Origin of the sequence: Maribacter aquimaris (assembly GCF_014596745.1) — a bacterium.
GTDB lineage: Bacteria > Bacteroidota > Bacteroidia > Flavobacteriales > Flavobacteriaceae > Maribacter_A > Maribacter_A aquimaris.
On record NZ_JABTCF010000017.1, the window covers coordinates 57,847 to 73,595 of the forward strand.

Annotated in this window: 15 protein-coding genes and 1 pseudogene; 13 read left to right on the plus strand and 3 right to left on the minus strand. The window is 40.4% G+C overall.

What is annotated here, in order from left to right; all coding sequences use genetic code 11:
• Positions 1-204: 204 nt before the first annotated feature.
• The 8 genes from HPE56_RS19490 (at position 205) to corA (ending at position 7,635) form a co-directional block, all read left to right on the plus strand.
• Entirely contained in the window at positions 205-792 is a 588-nt protein-coding gene (locus HPE56_RS19490; RefSeq protein ID WP_188245420.1) for a hypothetical protein, read from the plus strand.
• 22 nt (positions 793-814) lie between these two features.
• Positions 815-2,398, plus strand: a complete 1,584-nt coding sequence (locus tag HPE56_RS19495; protein ID WP_188245421.1) for a glycoside hydrolase family 43 protein — start codon at positions 815-817, stop codon at positions 2,396-2,398.
• A gap of 74 nt (positions 2,399-2,472) precedes the next feature.
• Entirely contained in the window at positions 2,473-3,288 is an 816-nt protein-coding gene (locus HPE56_RS19500) for an alpha/beta hydrolase (RefSeq protein WP_188245422.1), read from the plus strand.
• A gap of 155 nt (positions 3,289-3,443) precedes the next feature.
• On the plus strand, positions 3,444-3,680 hold the full coding sequence (locus HPE56_RS19505; protein ID WP_109654328.1) for a thioredoxin family protein: 237 nt from the start codon (positions 3,444-3,446) through the stop codon (positions 3,678-3,680).
• A gap of 65 nt (positions 3,681-3,745) precedes the next feature.
• On the plus strand, positions 3,746-4,723 hold the full coding sequence (locus tag HPE56_RS19510) for a permease (protein ID WP_188245423.1): 978 nt from the start codon (positions 3,746-3,748) through the stop codon (positions 4,721-4,723).
• A 354-nt stretch (positions 4,724-5,077) separates the two neighbouring features.
• Positions 5,078-5,719, plus strand: coding sequence for a hypothetical protein (locus HPE56_RS19515; protein ID WP_188245424.1), 642 nt, complete (start codon positions 5,078-5,080; stop codon positions 5,717-5,719).
• 19 nt (positions 5,720-5,738) lie between these two features.
• Positions 5,739-6,383, plus strand: a complete 645-nt coding sequence (locus HPE56_RS19520; protein WP_188245425.1) for a class I SAM-dependent methyltransferase — start codon at positions 5,739-5,741, stop codon at positions 6,381-6,383.
• A 319-nt stretch (positions 6,384-6,702) separates the two neighbouring features.
• Positions 6,703-7,635: a magnesium/cobalt transporter CorA gene (corA, locus tag HPE56_RS19525; protein WP_188245426.1), complete on the plus strand. Its 933-nt coding sequence runs from the start codon at positions 6,703-6,705 to the stop codon at positions 7,633-7,635.
• A gap of 57 nt (positions 7,636-7,692) precedes the next feature.
• Here corA and HPE56_RS19530 read toward each other — a convergent pair whose 3' ends face one another.
• Positions 7,693-8,349, minus strand: a complete 657-nt coding sequence (locus tag HPE56_RS19530; protein WP_188245427.1) for a metal-dependent transcriptional regulator — start codon at positions 8,347-8,349, stop codon at positions 7,693-7,695.
• 91 nt (positions 8,350-8,440) lie between these two features.
• Between HPE56_RS19530 and HPE56_RS19535 the strand changes: the two genes are divergently transcribed.
• Positions 8,441-10,765, plus strand: coding sequence for a TonB-dependent receptor (locus tag HPE56_RS19535; RefSeq protein WP_188245428.1), 2,325 nt, complete (start codon positions 8,441-8,443; stop codon positions 10,763-10,765).
• A 62-nt stretch (positions 10,766-10,827) separates the two neighbouring features.
• Here the strand turns inward: HPE56_RS19535 and HPE56_RS19540 are convergent, their stop codons facing one another.
• Both HPE56_RS19540 and HPE56_RS19545 read right to left on the minus strand, forming a co-directional pair.
• Positions 10,828-11,781: a phosphoribosylaminoimidazolesuccinocarboxamide synthase gene (locus HPE56_RS19540; RefSeq protein ID WP_188245429.1), complete on the minus strand. Its 954-nt coding sequence runs from the start codon at positions 11,779-11,781 to the stop codon at positions 10,828-10,830.
• A gap of 9 nt (positions 11,782-11,790) precedes the next feature.
• Positions 11,791-12,744 (minus strand): PhoH family protein, encoded by a 954-nt coding sequence (locus HPE56_RS19545; protein WP_188245430.1) that lies wholly within the window; start codon positions 12,742-12,744, stop codon positions 11,791-11,793.
• Between the two features lie 128 nt (positions 12,745-12,872).
• Here HPE56_RS19545 and HPE56_RS19550 point away from each other — a divergent pair, with 128 nt between their 5' ends.
• The 4 genes and pseudogenes from HPE56_RS19550 to HPE56_RS19565 form a co-directional block, all read left to right on the plus strand.
• Positions 12,873-13,703, plus strand: a complete 831-nt coding sequence (locus HPE56_RS19550; protein WP_188245431.1) for an SAM hydrolase/SAM-dependent halogenase family protein — start codon at positions 12,873-12,875, stop codon at positions 13,701-13,703.
• Positions 13,704-13,991 (plus strand): putative quinol monooxygenase, encoded by a 288-nt coding sequence (locus HPE56_RS19555; RefSeq protein ID WP_188245432.1) that lies wholly within the window; start codon positions 13,704-13,706, stop codon positions 13,989-13,991.
• A 372-nt stretch (positions 13,992-14,363) separates the two neighbouring features.
• The gene (dnaN, locus tag HPE56_RS19560) at positions 14,364-15,482 is read left to right on the plus strand and encodes a DNA polymerase III subunit beta (protein WP_188245433.1); all 1,119 of its coding nucleotides are present in this window, start codon (positions 14,364-14,366) and stop codon (positions 15,480-15,482) included.
• Between the two features lie 107 nt (positions 15,483-15,589).
• Positions 15,590-15,749 (plus strand): annotated as a pseudogene (locus HPE56_RS19565) (IS3 family transposase); the annotation flags it as partial.

A 15,749-nucleotide genomic window follows, 5' to 3' on the forward strand; every position in this document is an offset into this window, starting at 1 on the left:
GGGTTTCCCCCATCCATGGTTGAATGATAAAATCGTTTATTAGATTGAAAGGATACTGTCGTAATCAGTACCGGACGAGCCGAAAATTAAAATATATTTATATTGCCAAAGAGGATTGGGTTTAACTGGATATTTTTTCCGAAATTCAATCCATCGATATGGGCGTGGAACGTCCCTTTCACGATTTGGCATCAAACAAAACCTATGGATTATAAAATATTTCTTCTTCTCGTAGTACTGGGGTATTCCGCAATAGGCCAGGAACCAAAGGTCGAATGGGATTCCGATTACCAATTAAACATCAGTGATTTTAGGGCATCGCAAACGAAAATCGATAAAAGTGTGACTTCCGTTTATGTTCAATCGGGCATCAACATAGAGTTTGCGATTCAAATGAACAATTTTGTATTCATGTTGACCAAGAATTTCAACTCCAAATTGGCATGTACCTTCCAAAAAGAAGCCGCTACCCTCATGGCGCCCGATAGTGTAAAGGCCAATCAACTGATCAAACTGGTGCAATTCGATTTTGACCTATCCGAATTATATACCAGAAAGATCCGAAAAGAACTGTTCGAGAATAAAAAAACCTTTTCCGATGTAACGTTCTTTCAGCCTTATTTTGATAAAATGATTGCGGAACGCAATGCGGCCAGTGCCAAAATATACGCTGAAACTGACTTTGGTAATAATGCGGCTCTTTTAGAGAAAGCACATAAAGAGGTTAAAAAGGAAATCCTCTTGCTCCCAAATTATTGCAAAGATTGTAAACCCCCTAAGAAAAGAAAATAGAGCAACCCCTTACATGTCGCCCATGGATATAAAAAATCCAATCCTTCCCGGTTTTAATCCAGATCCCTCAATTCTGAGGGTAGCGGATGATTACTATATTGCAACATCAACGTTTGAATGGTTTCCAGGAGTCCAGATCCATCATTCCAAAGACCTTGTCCATTGGAGGTTGCTGACTCGGCCACTCAATCGCACCGCACAACTGAATATGGCCGGAACACCAAATTCCTGTGGGGTTTGGGCTCCTTGTCTATCCTATGATAACGGTACTTTTTATTTGATTTATTCCGATGTCAAAACATTCAAAAGTCCGTTCAAGGATGTCCATAACTACTTGGTTACCACCGAGGATATTGCAGGCGATTGGTCCGACCCCATTTATCTGAACAGTTCGGGTTTTGACCCTTCCTTGTTCCATGACACCGATGGGAGAAAATGGTTGACGAATGTACTTTGGGACCATCGTAAGGACAAGGATTCTTTCGGTGGAATCATATTGCAAGAGTATTCACCCGAGGAAAAAAAACTTGTAGGCCCTATAACGAATATCTATAAGGGTACCGATATAGGACTGGTTGAAGGCTCCCATATTTATAAGCGAAACAATTATTATTATCTAATGACCGCCGAGGGTGGCACCGTATACAAACACGCTGTGACCATGGCTCGTTCAAAGCGACTTGAAGGCCCTTATGAGGCGGATCCCGAAAATCCGGTCTTAACATCGTACAACAATCCGACTTTGGAACTGCAAAGGGCCGGACATGCTTCCTTGGTCGAGACACAAACAGGGGAATGGTACTTGGCCCATCTTTGTGGCCGATACTTGCCTTCGAGGGGAAGGTGCATCATGGGACGGGAAACCGCCTTGCAAAAAATGATATGGACCTCGGAAGGCTGGTTACGATTGGAATGCGGGGGAAATGAGCCCCAACTTACGGTTACCGCTCCCAATCTTAAATCACACCCATGGGAAACAGCACCTCTTAAAGATGATTTCAACACTGAAAAGCTTGACATCAATTTCCAATTTTTAAGGGTAAAACTCGATGCCGATAGCTATTCGTTATCCGAGCGCCCCGGGTTCTTAAGGTTGAAGGGAAGGGAATCCCTAAATTCGCACCATACACAAGCCTTGGTGGTAAGACGGCAGCAATCCTTTTTCTATACGGCCGAAACCTGTCTCGATTTCCATCCTGAAACTTTTCAACAGATGGCAGGAATTACGGCTTTCTATGATAACGAAAACTTCTATTATCTGTATGTGACCCATGATGGGGAAATGGGAAAATGTATCGATATTATGAGTAGTGTAAAGGGTAATACCGATTTCCCCCTTTCAAATAAAATAGCCTTGGACAACCAAAAAGAATGCTATTTACGGATCAAGGTCCGTTATGACAAATTGAATTTTCAATACTCCCAAGATGGGACCAACTGGATTTCCATTGGACCGGATTTGGACTGTAGTACGCTCTCCGACGAATTTCAGGAAGGTGATAAGGAGGCCTCCTTCACCGGAGCTTTTGTCGGTTTATGCTGCCAAGACCTATCGGGAAAAAGAAAACCGGCTGACTTCGATTATTTTGAATACCGCGAAGCCTAATCGGGATTGTACCAAACTATAAGGGACCAAGGTTGAACAAACGAATGCCTATATCGTACCCTTTGCAAAAAAATATGAAGAATATCCTATCCACATTTTTTACCCTGTTCATGATTTCCCTTGGAAATGCCCAAATAATCAATGAAAATGAGTTTTCCATTGGTAAAACCATTGAAATAAATTCAAAAATATTACACGAGAACAGGACCGTGAATATTTATCTTCCCCATGGTTACGAAAGGGATACCCTAAAAACCTACCCTGTTATATATCTATTGGATGGTTCAGTGGATGAAGACTTCATACATATTGCAGGCCTAGTACAATTCTGTTCCTTTTCATGGATAAACATACTCCCGGAATCCATCGTAGTGGGCATTGCGAATGTTGATAGAAAGAGGGACTTCACCTCCCCTTCCGATGTCGAGATCGACCAAAAGGAACTACCGACCTCGGGTAAATCGGACAAATTCATTGCATTTATCGCTGAGGAATTACAAGGTGTCATTGACGAAAAGTACAGGACAACCAACACAAAAACCCTTATCGGGCAATCGCTAGGCGGTTTATTGGCTACTGAAATCCTTTTTGAAAGACCTGGGTTATTCGATAATTATATCATCATCAGTCCGAGTCTTTGGTGGAATAATGAGAAACTGTTGGCATATGATTTGGATAAATCATTGAAAGATAAATCCGTTTATATCGGCGTAGGCAAGGAAGGTGCGCAGATGGAAAGATTGGCCCAATCGCTATTTTATAAGTTAACCTTGGAAAAGAAGAATGATATACAACTGTTCTTCAACCATTTCGAAGGACAGGACCATGGTGATGTATTGCATTTGGCCGTTTATGATGCGTTTGAAAAACTTTTAAAAAAAAAGGAATAATAAACTGCCTAATATGACAAAAGTCACATCTACATTCCAAATCCAATCGTACATTTGCGATATAAAATATAAAAAGAAGTTTAGTACATATAGCATACGGGAAAGCTACCGAAGCCTTGGCATGCCGTCTATAGGCGATAATAAAAACAATTATCATGAGTAAAGTAATCAAAATTTTAGGAACAGGTTGTCCAAAATGCCAATCAATGACCGGTGTGGTCCAAGAAGTTGTCACAGCGAACAAGATAGATGCATCCATAGAAAAAGTTGAGGATATCGTAGAGATCATGAAGTTCAATGTGATGTCTACACCTGCCTTGGTCATCGATGATGTTATCACCGTAAAAGGCAGAATACCCTCAAAAGATGAAGTATTGAAACTACTCAGTTAATGTAACACAAGCCATGAACAACCAAATCAAGGCCTCATGGTTTAATGTTATAAATATGATTGACAATGTTTGATTGGATACAACATTTCGCCGATTGGCTCGTCTATGAAGTCTTCGCCCTTGGAAAGGGACAACATCTGTCAGAAGCCCTGAATTTCTTTATTTACGATACCATAAAGATCTTGCTGCTACTTTTGACCATCATCTTTTTAATGGGAGTCGTCAATAGCTACTTTCCTATAGACCGCGTTAAAAACTATCTGTCACGAAATAAATTGTACGGCTTGGAATACCTTATGGCAAGTCTTTTCGGGGTTGTAACCCCCTTTTGTTCCTGTTCATCGGTACCTCTGTTCATTGGTTTCGTCAGTGGTGGTATTCCCTTGGGGGTTACCTTTGCTTTTTTAATAACCTCCCCCTTGGTCAATGAAGTTGCAATTGGCTTGTTTGTAGGGCTATTTGGCATCAAAACGACCCTTATATACGTCATTAGTGGCATTCTATTGGGAACCATTGCCGGCAGTATTTTACAGAAACTACGATTGGAACGACATTTGACCCCATGGGTCCTTGAGATTCTGGCCAATGCCCAAAGGGACCAAGATATATTCCAAGCAGAAAAACAATCTTTTAGACAACGCTTGCCTGTTATTTGGAGAGAAGCCTCCAATATTCTTAAGGGCATAATACCCTATGTGATTATCGGTATTGCGATTGGCGGATTAATGCACGGTTATATACCCGAAGGTTTTTTCGAGCAGTATATGGCCAAAGACAATCTTTTTGCCGTACCCATGGCTACCATTCTGGCCGTACCCATGTATTCCAATGCCTCGGGCATTCTTCCCGTAGCACAGGTCTTAGTGGCGAAAGGCATTCCCCTAGGTACCGCCATCGCTTTCATGATGGGTGTCGTTGGGCTGTCTTTACCGGAGGCAATGCTCCTTAAAAAAGTAATGACCTTAAAATTAATTGCCATCTTTTTTGGCGTTGTTACCCTTTGCATTATCATTTCGGGATATGTATTCAACCTTATACTTTAAAGTATTTCGTGGCCACCCTTAAGGGTGCCACCATTTTAATCATCGTTTGTCTATTGGCTAGGTTTGCGGTTTATGGGACAAGTAAATCAATCCTTGTTATCGGCAACCTAAGCCTCCTACAAACGACAGGATTTTCCATATGTCTTCCTGTATTGTGTTCCCATACAATTTAGACTAAGATCACAAAATGTAAGTGGCTAATGGTATTTCGAAAAATAGACAAGGAAAAGTGCGTACCAAATTTCCATACAAAATACCATCACTTTTACTATCTTGGTTTAGCCAAACGACAATCCCCTAAGGGTTTTCGTTTTAAAAACCACAACCAATCGATTTACCCTAACGAGCCAAAAGATGAATATAAACAGTATTCCTGTTGATCTAAAAAACCTTATAAATCCGGAACAACCTGATTTTATAGTAAAGACCAAAAGAAACCACCCTAGGAAAAATGGTATTTCCATGTTATTTTTCTCCTTGTTCTGGAATGGGTTCATCAGCATATTCGTGATTGCCTTCATCGTTCCTCTGGCCAGCGGTAAAGAAGTTCATTTTAAAACCGACGATGTACCTACTTCAGGAAGTTTGGATAATTGGGAACCGGTATTGGTACCCAGTCTTATTATAGGCTTATTTGTACTGGTTGGTATTGCAATGTTGATTTGGGCATTGATCATGTTGTTCCAAAAAGGGGCATTTTTTGCCGGAACGGAAACGAGGCTTATCAAATATAGAAATGGGAAAATCACTGTAAAGGATTGGGAACAATTTTCGGGCAACATCCAAGTAAAAAACAAGCATGGATACGGGGATCTGGAAATGGAACTACGAACCGGGAAAATGAAAAGTCGAAATAAAGGTTCTGACAAATTCGTACCGGATATCATTTATTTATCAGGCATTAAAAATGTCTTCGATATTGAAAGGAAATGTAGGTTACGGATCAAAGAGAACGATCCTACACCGGCCTTAGCCGTTGATAACGATATTACGTAAACAATTACCCTTCCAAAAAATGGATAATCAATATCAGGAAACGTTCAACACCTGGAATAAGATCGCCCAGCTATATGAGGACAAATTCATGCCTATGGATTTGTACAATGCCACCTATGCCATTTTTTGCGATTCATGGATCAAAACCGACTCCGCTGTCCTAGAAATCGGATGTGGTCCTGGGAATATTACACGCTATTTAAAAAATCACAACCCGAATTGTACGGTCACTGCCATCGACGTCTCCAGCAATATGGTTGAACTGGCCAAAAAGAACAATCCCGACGTAGATTTTCGAATCATGGATTGCCGTAATTTACAAGAGATAGAAAACACCTTTGATGCGATCATTTGCGGATTTACCATGAACTACCTGTCAAAAAACGATTGCCTAAAATTGATTTCCGATTGCAATGACCTCATGCAGCCGGAAGCTATTTTATATATGAGTTTCGTCCCTGGTGATTACAAGAAATCGGGATACATTACGGGTAGTACAGGAGATAGAACCTATTTTTATTATCATGACCCAAAAGCCGTCATAAACGAACTGGACAAAAATTTTATATCAGTAATCCATAGTATTGAAAAGGAATATCCCAAATCGGATGGCACCACCGAAATCCATTTGATTATTATTGCCAAAAAAGGAAAAGTCTTATAACCGTATTCATCCTGGTTACATTTACCAGATCAGAAAATCAAAGGACAAATCACAATCAAATTCAACAACAGGCTGATATTATTTCATCCACAAAAAAAACGAAATAGTAAGAAATCACGGTACCGGTAGTCTGTTTAGAACGAAATTCATTCCATACCGCACGATCAAATAAAAAGCCTTCTGTACGTTTGTTATGGTACGAAGTTCATAAATTTGGCCACACTTACATAAATGTCATGCTATTTTTCAATGATTTTTTTCGTTAAAAGGACCATTGGTATGCGGCTTAAACAGGAACTAACAGATAACACGGAACGGAATGATCACACATATCAGCATTGAAAATGGTCAGTTCAAAGTAGAGACTGGACTTGAATCCTTAAATCCAAACATCATCTGGATCGATTTGATCAGTCCTTCCAAGGAGGAAAAAAAACAAATTGAACGGTATTTCGGGGTAGAATTGTTCACCTTACAAGAAAGTGAGGAAATTGAGTCGAGTTCGAAATACACGGAGACGGAGAATGAAATAGGGATCAACTTGAATTTTTTAAGGTCTGAAAAGAACAAACACATCAATGAGCCGGTCTCATTCATCCTTAGGGAAAACTTTTTGATCACCCAGCGGGAACATGAATACAAAACATTCCAGGATACATACAAGAAAATCAAATCTGTAAAACCTAAAACCGGTATCGATATCTTTTTGACCATTCTCGATACACGGATCGATTTTGATGCCGACTTGATCGAAAATATAACGGAACAGATTTCCGGGATAAGTAGAGGATTGGTCAAGGATAATACCATAGAACGTGAAATCCTCTTGAGGATAACCACCTTTCAAGAATCCACCATTTCAATACGTGAGAACATTATTGAAAAGCAACGCATTTTATCCGCGATACTCAAAAGCAAGTTTTTTCCACAAGAGGATTATGAGAATATCCGGGTGATGATCAAGGACGTCGGTTCTTTGTTAGACCATACCAGTTTTAACTTTGAACGTCTGGAGTTTCTACAAAACACGTTTTTAGGTCTGGTGGATATGGAACAAAACCGGATCATTAAGATCTTTACAGTGGTAACGGTGATTTTTATGCCCCCTACCCTGATCGCCAGTATGTATGGCATGAATTTTAAATTTATGCCGGAATTGGGTAAGACCTGGGGCTATCCATTAGCTATAGGACTCATGGTACTCTCCTCTATATTGACGCTTTTGTTCTTTAAACGTAAAAGATGGCTTTGAAATGTAGTCCCTTGGATTTTTAGTTGGCAGTTTAAATGCGGTAGTACTTACAACATTCTAAACAAGCTTCACCAAGAGTCGGTCACAAACCGATTTTCCTAAAACAACACCCGAAATACCATCATAGGATACGGTATAACTACCATCAAAACGTTCAATATGTTCAATAGTGATTTTCGTGTTGAGTTTAATGGACTTCTTATTTAGGTACTGTAAAAAATCCGCGGAACTCTCCCGTAATGCTTTTATAATAACCACAGAACCAACCGGCAATTGGGATAACCTTTTATAATCCGGTTTATTGAAATTTCCATCTTTATCAGGAATGGGGGAGCCGTGGGGATCTGTTGTCGGAAAACCCAATATGTCATCCATTCGGTCAAAAAGCTTCTCGGTTTTTATATGCTCCAATTCTTCGGCTATCTCGTGCACTTCTTCCCATCCGAACTTCATTATTTGCGCTAGGAACATTTCGGACAATCGATGCTTTCGTATCACCGAAGCCGCCTGCCGCTTACCTTCAGCAGTAATCCTAATGGGTTTATATTTCTCGGAAACCACGATTCCTTCAGCCTTCAGTTTCTTTATCATATCATTGGCGGTAGGCTTGCTCACCTGTAATTCTTCGCCTAAAGCCGATAATGAGATCTCCTCATTTTTCTGGTGCAGATAAAACAAAGCCTTTATATAATTCTCTTTGATATTGGATGCCATGTATGCTTTTTAAACAAATGTAAAAATATTTATCAAATTAATTTGTTAGACTTATCTAACTTTATATTTTTGCACATATAATTTAATTTTTATGAAAACACTAAGTACGATTATTTTTATCCTATATCTAAGTCTATTCGAAGTTGCCAGTGCACAACAAACTGGAAAAATAAAAGGAATGGTCATCGCAAAAGGTACACCTGTCGAGTACGCACAAATTCTTATAGCATCTACCCGAATGGGGGCCGTAACCAATAGTCAAGGAAAATTTACAATAAACAAGATTCCTTTCGGTTCATATCGAATTGAAGCCTCCTACATGGGTTATGCCGAAGTAACCAAGGAATTTACACTAAGTGAAAACCAATCGGAAATCAATCTTGATTTTAAAATGACCGAACAAACCATGCAGCTGGATGATATTGTGGTTACCGGGACCAAAACATATAAGCGTCAAACAGATTCCCCGGTCATCGTAAACATTATAAATAGCAAGACCATTGACAATGTACAGGCCTGCAACCTTTCTGAAGGCTTAAAGTTTCAACCGGGATTACGGGTAGAAACCGACTGTCAAACCTGTAATTACACCCAACTTCGAATGAATGGTCTGGCTGGAGGTTATTCCCAAATATTGATAAATGGTCGCCCCATATTTAGTCCACTTACCGGACTTTACGGTATGGATCAGTTACCTGCCAATATGATCGACCGCATAGAAGTGGTTCGGGGCGGTGGTTCTTCCCTTTATGGCTCAAGTGCTATTGGTGGAACTGTAAATGTGATCACCAAAATTCCTAAGGACAATAGTTTTGAACTCAATTACACCTACCAAAATATAGAAGCGAAAACTTCGGATAATATTATTAGTGCAAATGCCACAGTAGTATCTGAAAGCAGGAATTCGGGTATTTCACTCTTTTTAAATCGCAGGGAAAGAGGACTCTATGACCAAAATGATGATAATTTTTCTGAAATTCCGATGCTAAAAACTACCGCCATTGGCACGAACATGTTCTTCATTCCCAATGACAACGAAAAATTGGAACTTAATATCAGTTATATTGATGAATATAGGTTCGGTGGTGAAATGGTACCCGAAAAACCAGCATTTCTTGCCAAACAATCCGAAGAAAGAACACACAACGTTTGGATGGCGAGTGCCGATTATCAAATCAACCTCAACAATGACAATACCTCAATTATCACTTATTTGGCCTGGCAGAACACCGACCGTAAACACTACACAGGAATTATGCCCGATGAAGGCACTGTAGAATACGAAGCTTTCTTGGAAAATCCGCCTTATGGGACTTCAGATGTAAAAACTTATAATGTGGGAGCACAGGTAAATCACCGATTAAATGATTTTTTCAATACTAAAAACGTATTGACCTTAGGTACTGAATATGTTTATGATGATGTTTTGGACGAAATTCCTGCTTATACCTATTTAATTGACCAAACGACTAAGGACTATGGTCTTTTTTTACAAAGTGATTGGGAAATAACCCCCGAACTTAACCTACTATCAGGTGTTCGAATGGACAAGCACAACCTTTTAGAGAACATTGTTCTTAGTCCGAGGGCATCGCTACTCTACAAGTATAAGGAGAACACACAAGTGCGTTTTAGCTATGGAACAGGTTTTAGGGCACCACAGGCATTCGATGCCGATCTGCATATTGCCTTCGCAGGGGGTGGCATTTCCCGTGTTTCGCTTTCTCCTGATTTAAAACAAGAAAACTCCCAAAGCTTAAGCACTTCCATCAATTTCGACAAACCTATGGAAAACTGGATTGCCGGTTTTACCTTGGAAGGATTTTATAACCGATTAAACGATGCCTTTTACCTACAACCTATTGGTCAAGACCAATACGGGGAATTGTTCGAAAAACAAAATGGGGACGGAGCAACGGTAAAAGGAATAACCATGGAGTTAAGGGTCAACTATAATAGGAAAATTCAATTGGAGGGCGGATTTACAATACAAACCAGCGAATTTGATTCTCCTGTGGAATATATTGATGGTTTGGCCGGCATCAAGGAGTTTACCCGCACCCCAAACGATTATGGTTATGGCATTGTGACATTTAGTCCAAATGAAAAATTCAATGCTACGTTAAACTATGTCTATACGGGGACAATGAAAGTACCTCATTTTGCGGGTGCACCCAATCAAACTGTAGATGAAATAATCACCTCTGCCGACTTTTCGGAATTAAGCACAAAAATAGCGTATGCCTTCCCACTGGAATCTTTGGGAACATCACTTGAGTTGTACGGAGGTATTAAAAACATTTTCAATGCCTACCAGGATGATTTTGATATAGGAAAAAACAGGGATAGCAACTACATCTACGGTCCTGGACAACCGAGAACCTATTTTATGGGACTAAAACTAAAATCCAAATAATAGCCAAAATCGAATAGGATAACCGGGTTCAGGGGATAATCCCTTTAAAGATTCCCCTATATTCAGCGCGTTTTCAAATAATTGAGGACTTTGTTTTCAATACGTTCCTGAATATTCGAAATATCGGCTTTTTGAAATTTCTCCCCTGTGATATTCTCGTAAAGTTCGATATAACGCTCCGATACCGTTTCAATGTATGCATCGGTCATTTCGGGTAAGGTCTGACCTTCCAAACCTTGAAAACCATTTCCGATCAACCATTGACGTACAAACTCCTTCGAAAGTTGTTTTTGGGCCTCTCCCCTATCTTGGCGTTCCTGGTAACCGTCTGCATAAAAATAGCGTGAGGAATCCGGCGTATGGATCTCATCTATCAAAACGATCTTACCGTCCTTGGTCTTTCCGAATTCATATTTGGTATCGACCAAGATCAAGCCCCTATCGGCGGCAATTTCAGTACCCCGTTGGAACAGGGCTTTCGTATATTTTTCCAATACCGAATAATCCGCTTCGGTAACAATGTCCCTTTTGATGATATCGGCCCTCGATATATCCTCATCATGATCCCCCATTTCGGCTTTGGTCGCTGGAGTGATTATGGGTTCTGGGAATTTATCGTTCTCTTTCATTCCCTCGGGCATGGGAACACCACAAAGCATTCGTTTCCCTGCCTTATATTCCCTTGCGGCGTGACCAGAAAGATAGCCTCGTATCACCATTTCAACCTTAAAAGGCTCACAGGCATGGCCAACGGCCACATTGGGGTCTGGGGTGGCCAATAACCAATTGGGCACTATATCTGCCGTATCGGCCATCATTTTAGTGGCAATTTGATTCAAGATCTGCCCTTTGTAGGGAATTCCCTTGGGCATCACCACATCAAAGGCTGAAAGTCGATCCGTAGCGATCATGACCATAATATCATTCCCAAGGCGGTATACTTCGCGTACTTTACCCTTATAAACACTTTGCTGTCCTGGAAAACTAAAATCGGTATTCGTTATCGTTTTGCCCATTTGATATACTTAATTCTGATGTTCTATATTTTTGTATGCGTCGATTACTTTCCTGACCAGTTTATGACGAATGACATCCTTGTCATCCAAATAAATCATTTCAATACCTTCGACATTCCCCAAGATCAACAAGACTTCCTTTAGACCCGAAATGACCCTTCTGGGCAAATCGATCTGACCAGGATCTCCCGTAATAAGGAATTTGGCATTTTTCCCCATACGTGTCAGGAACATTTTCATCTGCGCATGTGTGGTGTTCTGGGCCTCGTCGAGAATGACAAAGGCATTGTCCAAAGTCCGTCCCCTCATAAAAGCCATTGGCGCTATCTGAATGGTACCATTCTCTATATAATGTGCCAATTTTTCAGTCGGGATCATATCCCGAAGGGCATCATATAAGGGTTGCATATAGGGATCCAGTTTTTCCTGAAGGTCCCCAGGCAAAAAACCAAGGTTTTCCCCTGCCTCCACAGCGGGACGAGTCAAAATGATCCGCTTTACCTGTCTTTCCTTAAGGGCCTTTACCGCCAAGGCCACCCCTGTATATGTCTTACCTGTACCTGCTGGTCCAATGGCAAATACCATATCGTTTTTAAAGGAAGCATCCACCAATCTTCGTTGGTTCATGGTCTGGGCCTTGATCAACCGACCACTTACCCCGTGCACTAATACTTCCCCACTATTGGCGGGCGATTCATAGTCCTCCTTGCCATTGCTGGTCAATACACGTTCGATGCTGTTTTCGTCCAATTTATTGTATTTCAAAAAGTGTTGGGAAAGCATATCGAACCTTTTATCGAATTCCTCCAAAAGTTCCTCGTCCCCGTAGACCTTTATCTTGTTTCCCCTTGCCACGATCTTGAGCTTTGGGAAATATTTTTTTATGATGTCGATGTTTTCGTTTCCTTGTCCAAAAAACTCCCTTGGACTAATCTCGATAAGTTCTAGAATAAGTTCGTTCAAAAAATGGTGGGGTGTTAAATTAATGCCTGAAATAATAATTTCACTTGGCTGTTTTTTTGTTTAATTTTGTTTAACAAACTTAAGTAAAATTTAGGTTTGACGAATCAAAAACATATCAACATTGCTCCATGGCAATAATCACCTTAACAACAGATTTTGGACTTAAAGATCACTTTGTGGGCGCTTTGAAGGGTGCTATATACAAAGAACTTAGTGATGCTAGGATTGTTGATATTTCACACAACATTAGTCCGTTCAACATTCAGGAATGTGCATACATCCTTAAGAACTCCTATAAAAGCTTTCCACAAGGCACCATTCATATCGTTGGTGTCGATTCTGAAGCCACTCCGGAAAACCAACATATCGTGGTTTTTGTTGACGGTCATTATTTCATCACCGCCAATAATGGGGTTATCGGATTGATCATTTCGGAAATCAAACCCGAAAAAGTCTTTGAAATCAATTTACCCAATACCACGAACGGCCCTTTTCCCGTGATGGATATATTTGTTAAAGTGGCCTGCCATATCGTTCGGGGAGGCACCTTGGAGGTTGTTGGCAAAGCCTTTGAGGATTTAAAGGACCTCAGGGATTTTTCACCGCGTATAGCCGATGATGGTAAAAAAATCGTAGGTAGTGTAATCTATATCGACAATTACGGCAATGTGGTGACCAACATAGAAAGAAGCCTGTTCGAAGCCTATAGAAAAGGATGCACCTATGAATTGCACGCACGAACCAGCCTGATTACTAAAATCCTGAATAATTACAGCGAGATCGTTAATTACGATTTGGAACGCAACAAACGAAAAGGAGCCGGAGACCTACTTGCCCTTTTCAATTCTTCGGGATATATAGAACTTGCCATTTATAAAAGTAACCTGAATACCGTTGGTGGGGCCTCTACCCTTTTGGGACTCGATTACCGGGATACGATTACCATTAACTTTACATAAATGTTGATACGTATTGTAAAATTGACATTTGAACCCGGCCATATTGCCGAATTTGAACAGATTTTCAAAGCCTCAAATACATTGATAAAGAATTTCGATGGATGTATATCCGTGGAGTTATTACAGGATATCGCCCATCCCAATGTCTTTTTCACCTATAGCCATTGGGAAAGTGAGGATCATTTAAACGCCTATAGAAATTCAGAAACATTCAAAACCATTTGGGGCAAGACGAAAATATTGTTCAGTGACAGACCGGAAGCTTGGAGTGTACATAAAAAGGTTTAAGATTGTAAAAGCACCCAAATGCCCCATGCTGATGACGCCCAATGGCCTGTTTGACAAACGGACTTATAAACATAGGATAAATGTTTCGGTGTTTTTTTTATAGCGAAAGGATTTGGTAAGAGGCGAACACAAATTGGGACTATTCCGTATTTACGGGCAATACCAAAGCTTATGATAAGGTAACTGCCTTTTATACTTAGGAAAAATAGGGCCCACTTGGATAATGGTAAGTGTTAATAAGTTTGTTTCATTAGAAAGGACAATTAAAATATCTTTGTTTGATTGCGTATAGCATGTTCAATACATTTTAAAGGTGCATGACCTGTAAAAAATAAAACGAACAAAAAGTAATTCAGAAAAAAAGAACATCGAATGAAATTTATAGTATCCAGTACTTATTTACTTAAACAATTACAGGTTCTAGGGGGAGTAATCAACAACAGCAATACCTTACCCATCCTAGACAATTTTCTATTTGATTTAGAGAAAAACAAATTAACGGTTTCAGCATCTGACCTCGAAACTACCATGAGTACGGTACTTGAAGTCGATTCTGATAATGAAGGGACCATTGCCGTACCGGCCAAATTATTGCTCGAGACGTTAAAGACCTTCCCTGAGCAACCCCTGACCTTCGTCGTAGAGGATAACAATACGGTTGAAATCAGTAGTAACCATGGTAAATATGCACTGGCCTATGCCGATGGTGCCGAATTCCCAAAGGCTGTTGAATTGGCCAACCCCAGCGCTACGATTATTTTGGGTGATATATTGGCAACAGCCATCAACAAGACCATTTTCGCTGCAGGAAACGATGATCTAAGACCCGTAATGAGTGGGGTATTCTTTCAATTTTCCCCAGAGAACCTGACCTTTGTGGCCACAGATGCCCATAAATTGGTGAAATATCAAAGAGCGGACGTTACCGCTTCACAAGTGGCGGAATTCATTATGCCCAAAAAACCTTTGAACCTGTTGAAAGGGATCTTAGCGGGCAGTGAATCGGAAGTCACCATAGAATACAATGAAAGTAATGCTAAATTCAGTTTTGAGAATACCGAATTGATCTGTCGATTGATCGACGGTAAATATCCTAACTACGAGGCGGTAATCCCTAAGGAAAATCCGAACAAACTGACGATTGCCAGAAATCAATTCCTAAGTTCCGTTAGGCGTGTTTCCATATTCTCGAACAAGACCACCCACCAGATACGATTGAAGATCGCTGGGGCCGAGCTTAATATATCCGCTGAGGATATCGATTACAGCAATAAGGCGGAAGAACGTTTAACCTGTTCGTACCAAGGCGATGATATGCAAATTGGGTTTAACTCCAGGTTTTTGACCGAAATGCTCAACAACTTGGGTTCTGATGAAGTATCCTTGGAAATGAGTTTACCCAATAGGGCTGGAATCCTTACCCCAATCGATGGTTTGGATGAAGGTGAACACGTTACCATGCTCGTGATGCCGGTCATGTTGAATAGTTAAGAAATCACCAACCACATTTAATAAAAAAGACCACCGTTATAGGTGGTCTTTTTCTTTAGTTCAAATTGTCTAGTCCTGAAATAGCGTTACACTAAAACCAAAGTGTAATGAACGATTCAGAATCACCTTATGTAAAGCGTACGCAGAAAGACTATTCAATGTCTTTTAAATTGCAATTAGTTTCTTCCATCGAAAATGGCGAGCTAACAGCTACCCAAGCTGTGGAGCGTTATGGTATTCAAGCTAGAAGTACGGTAACCGGATGGA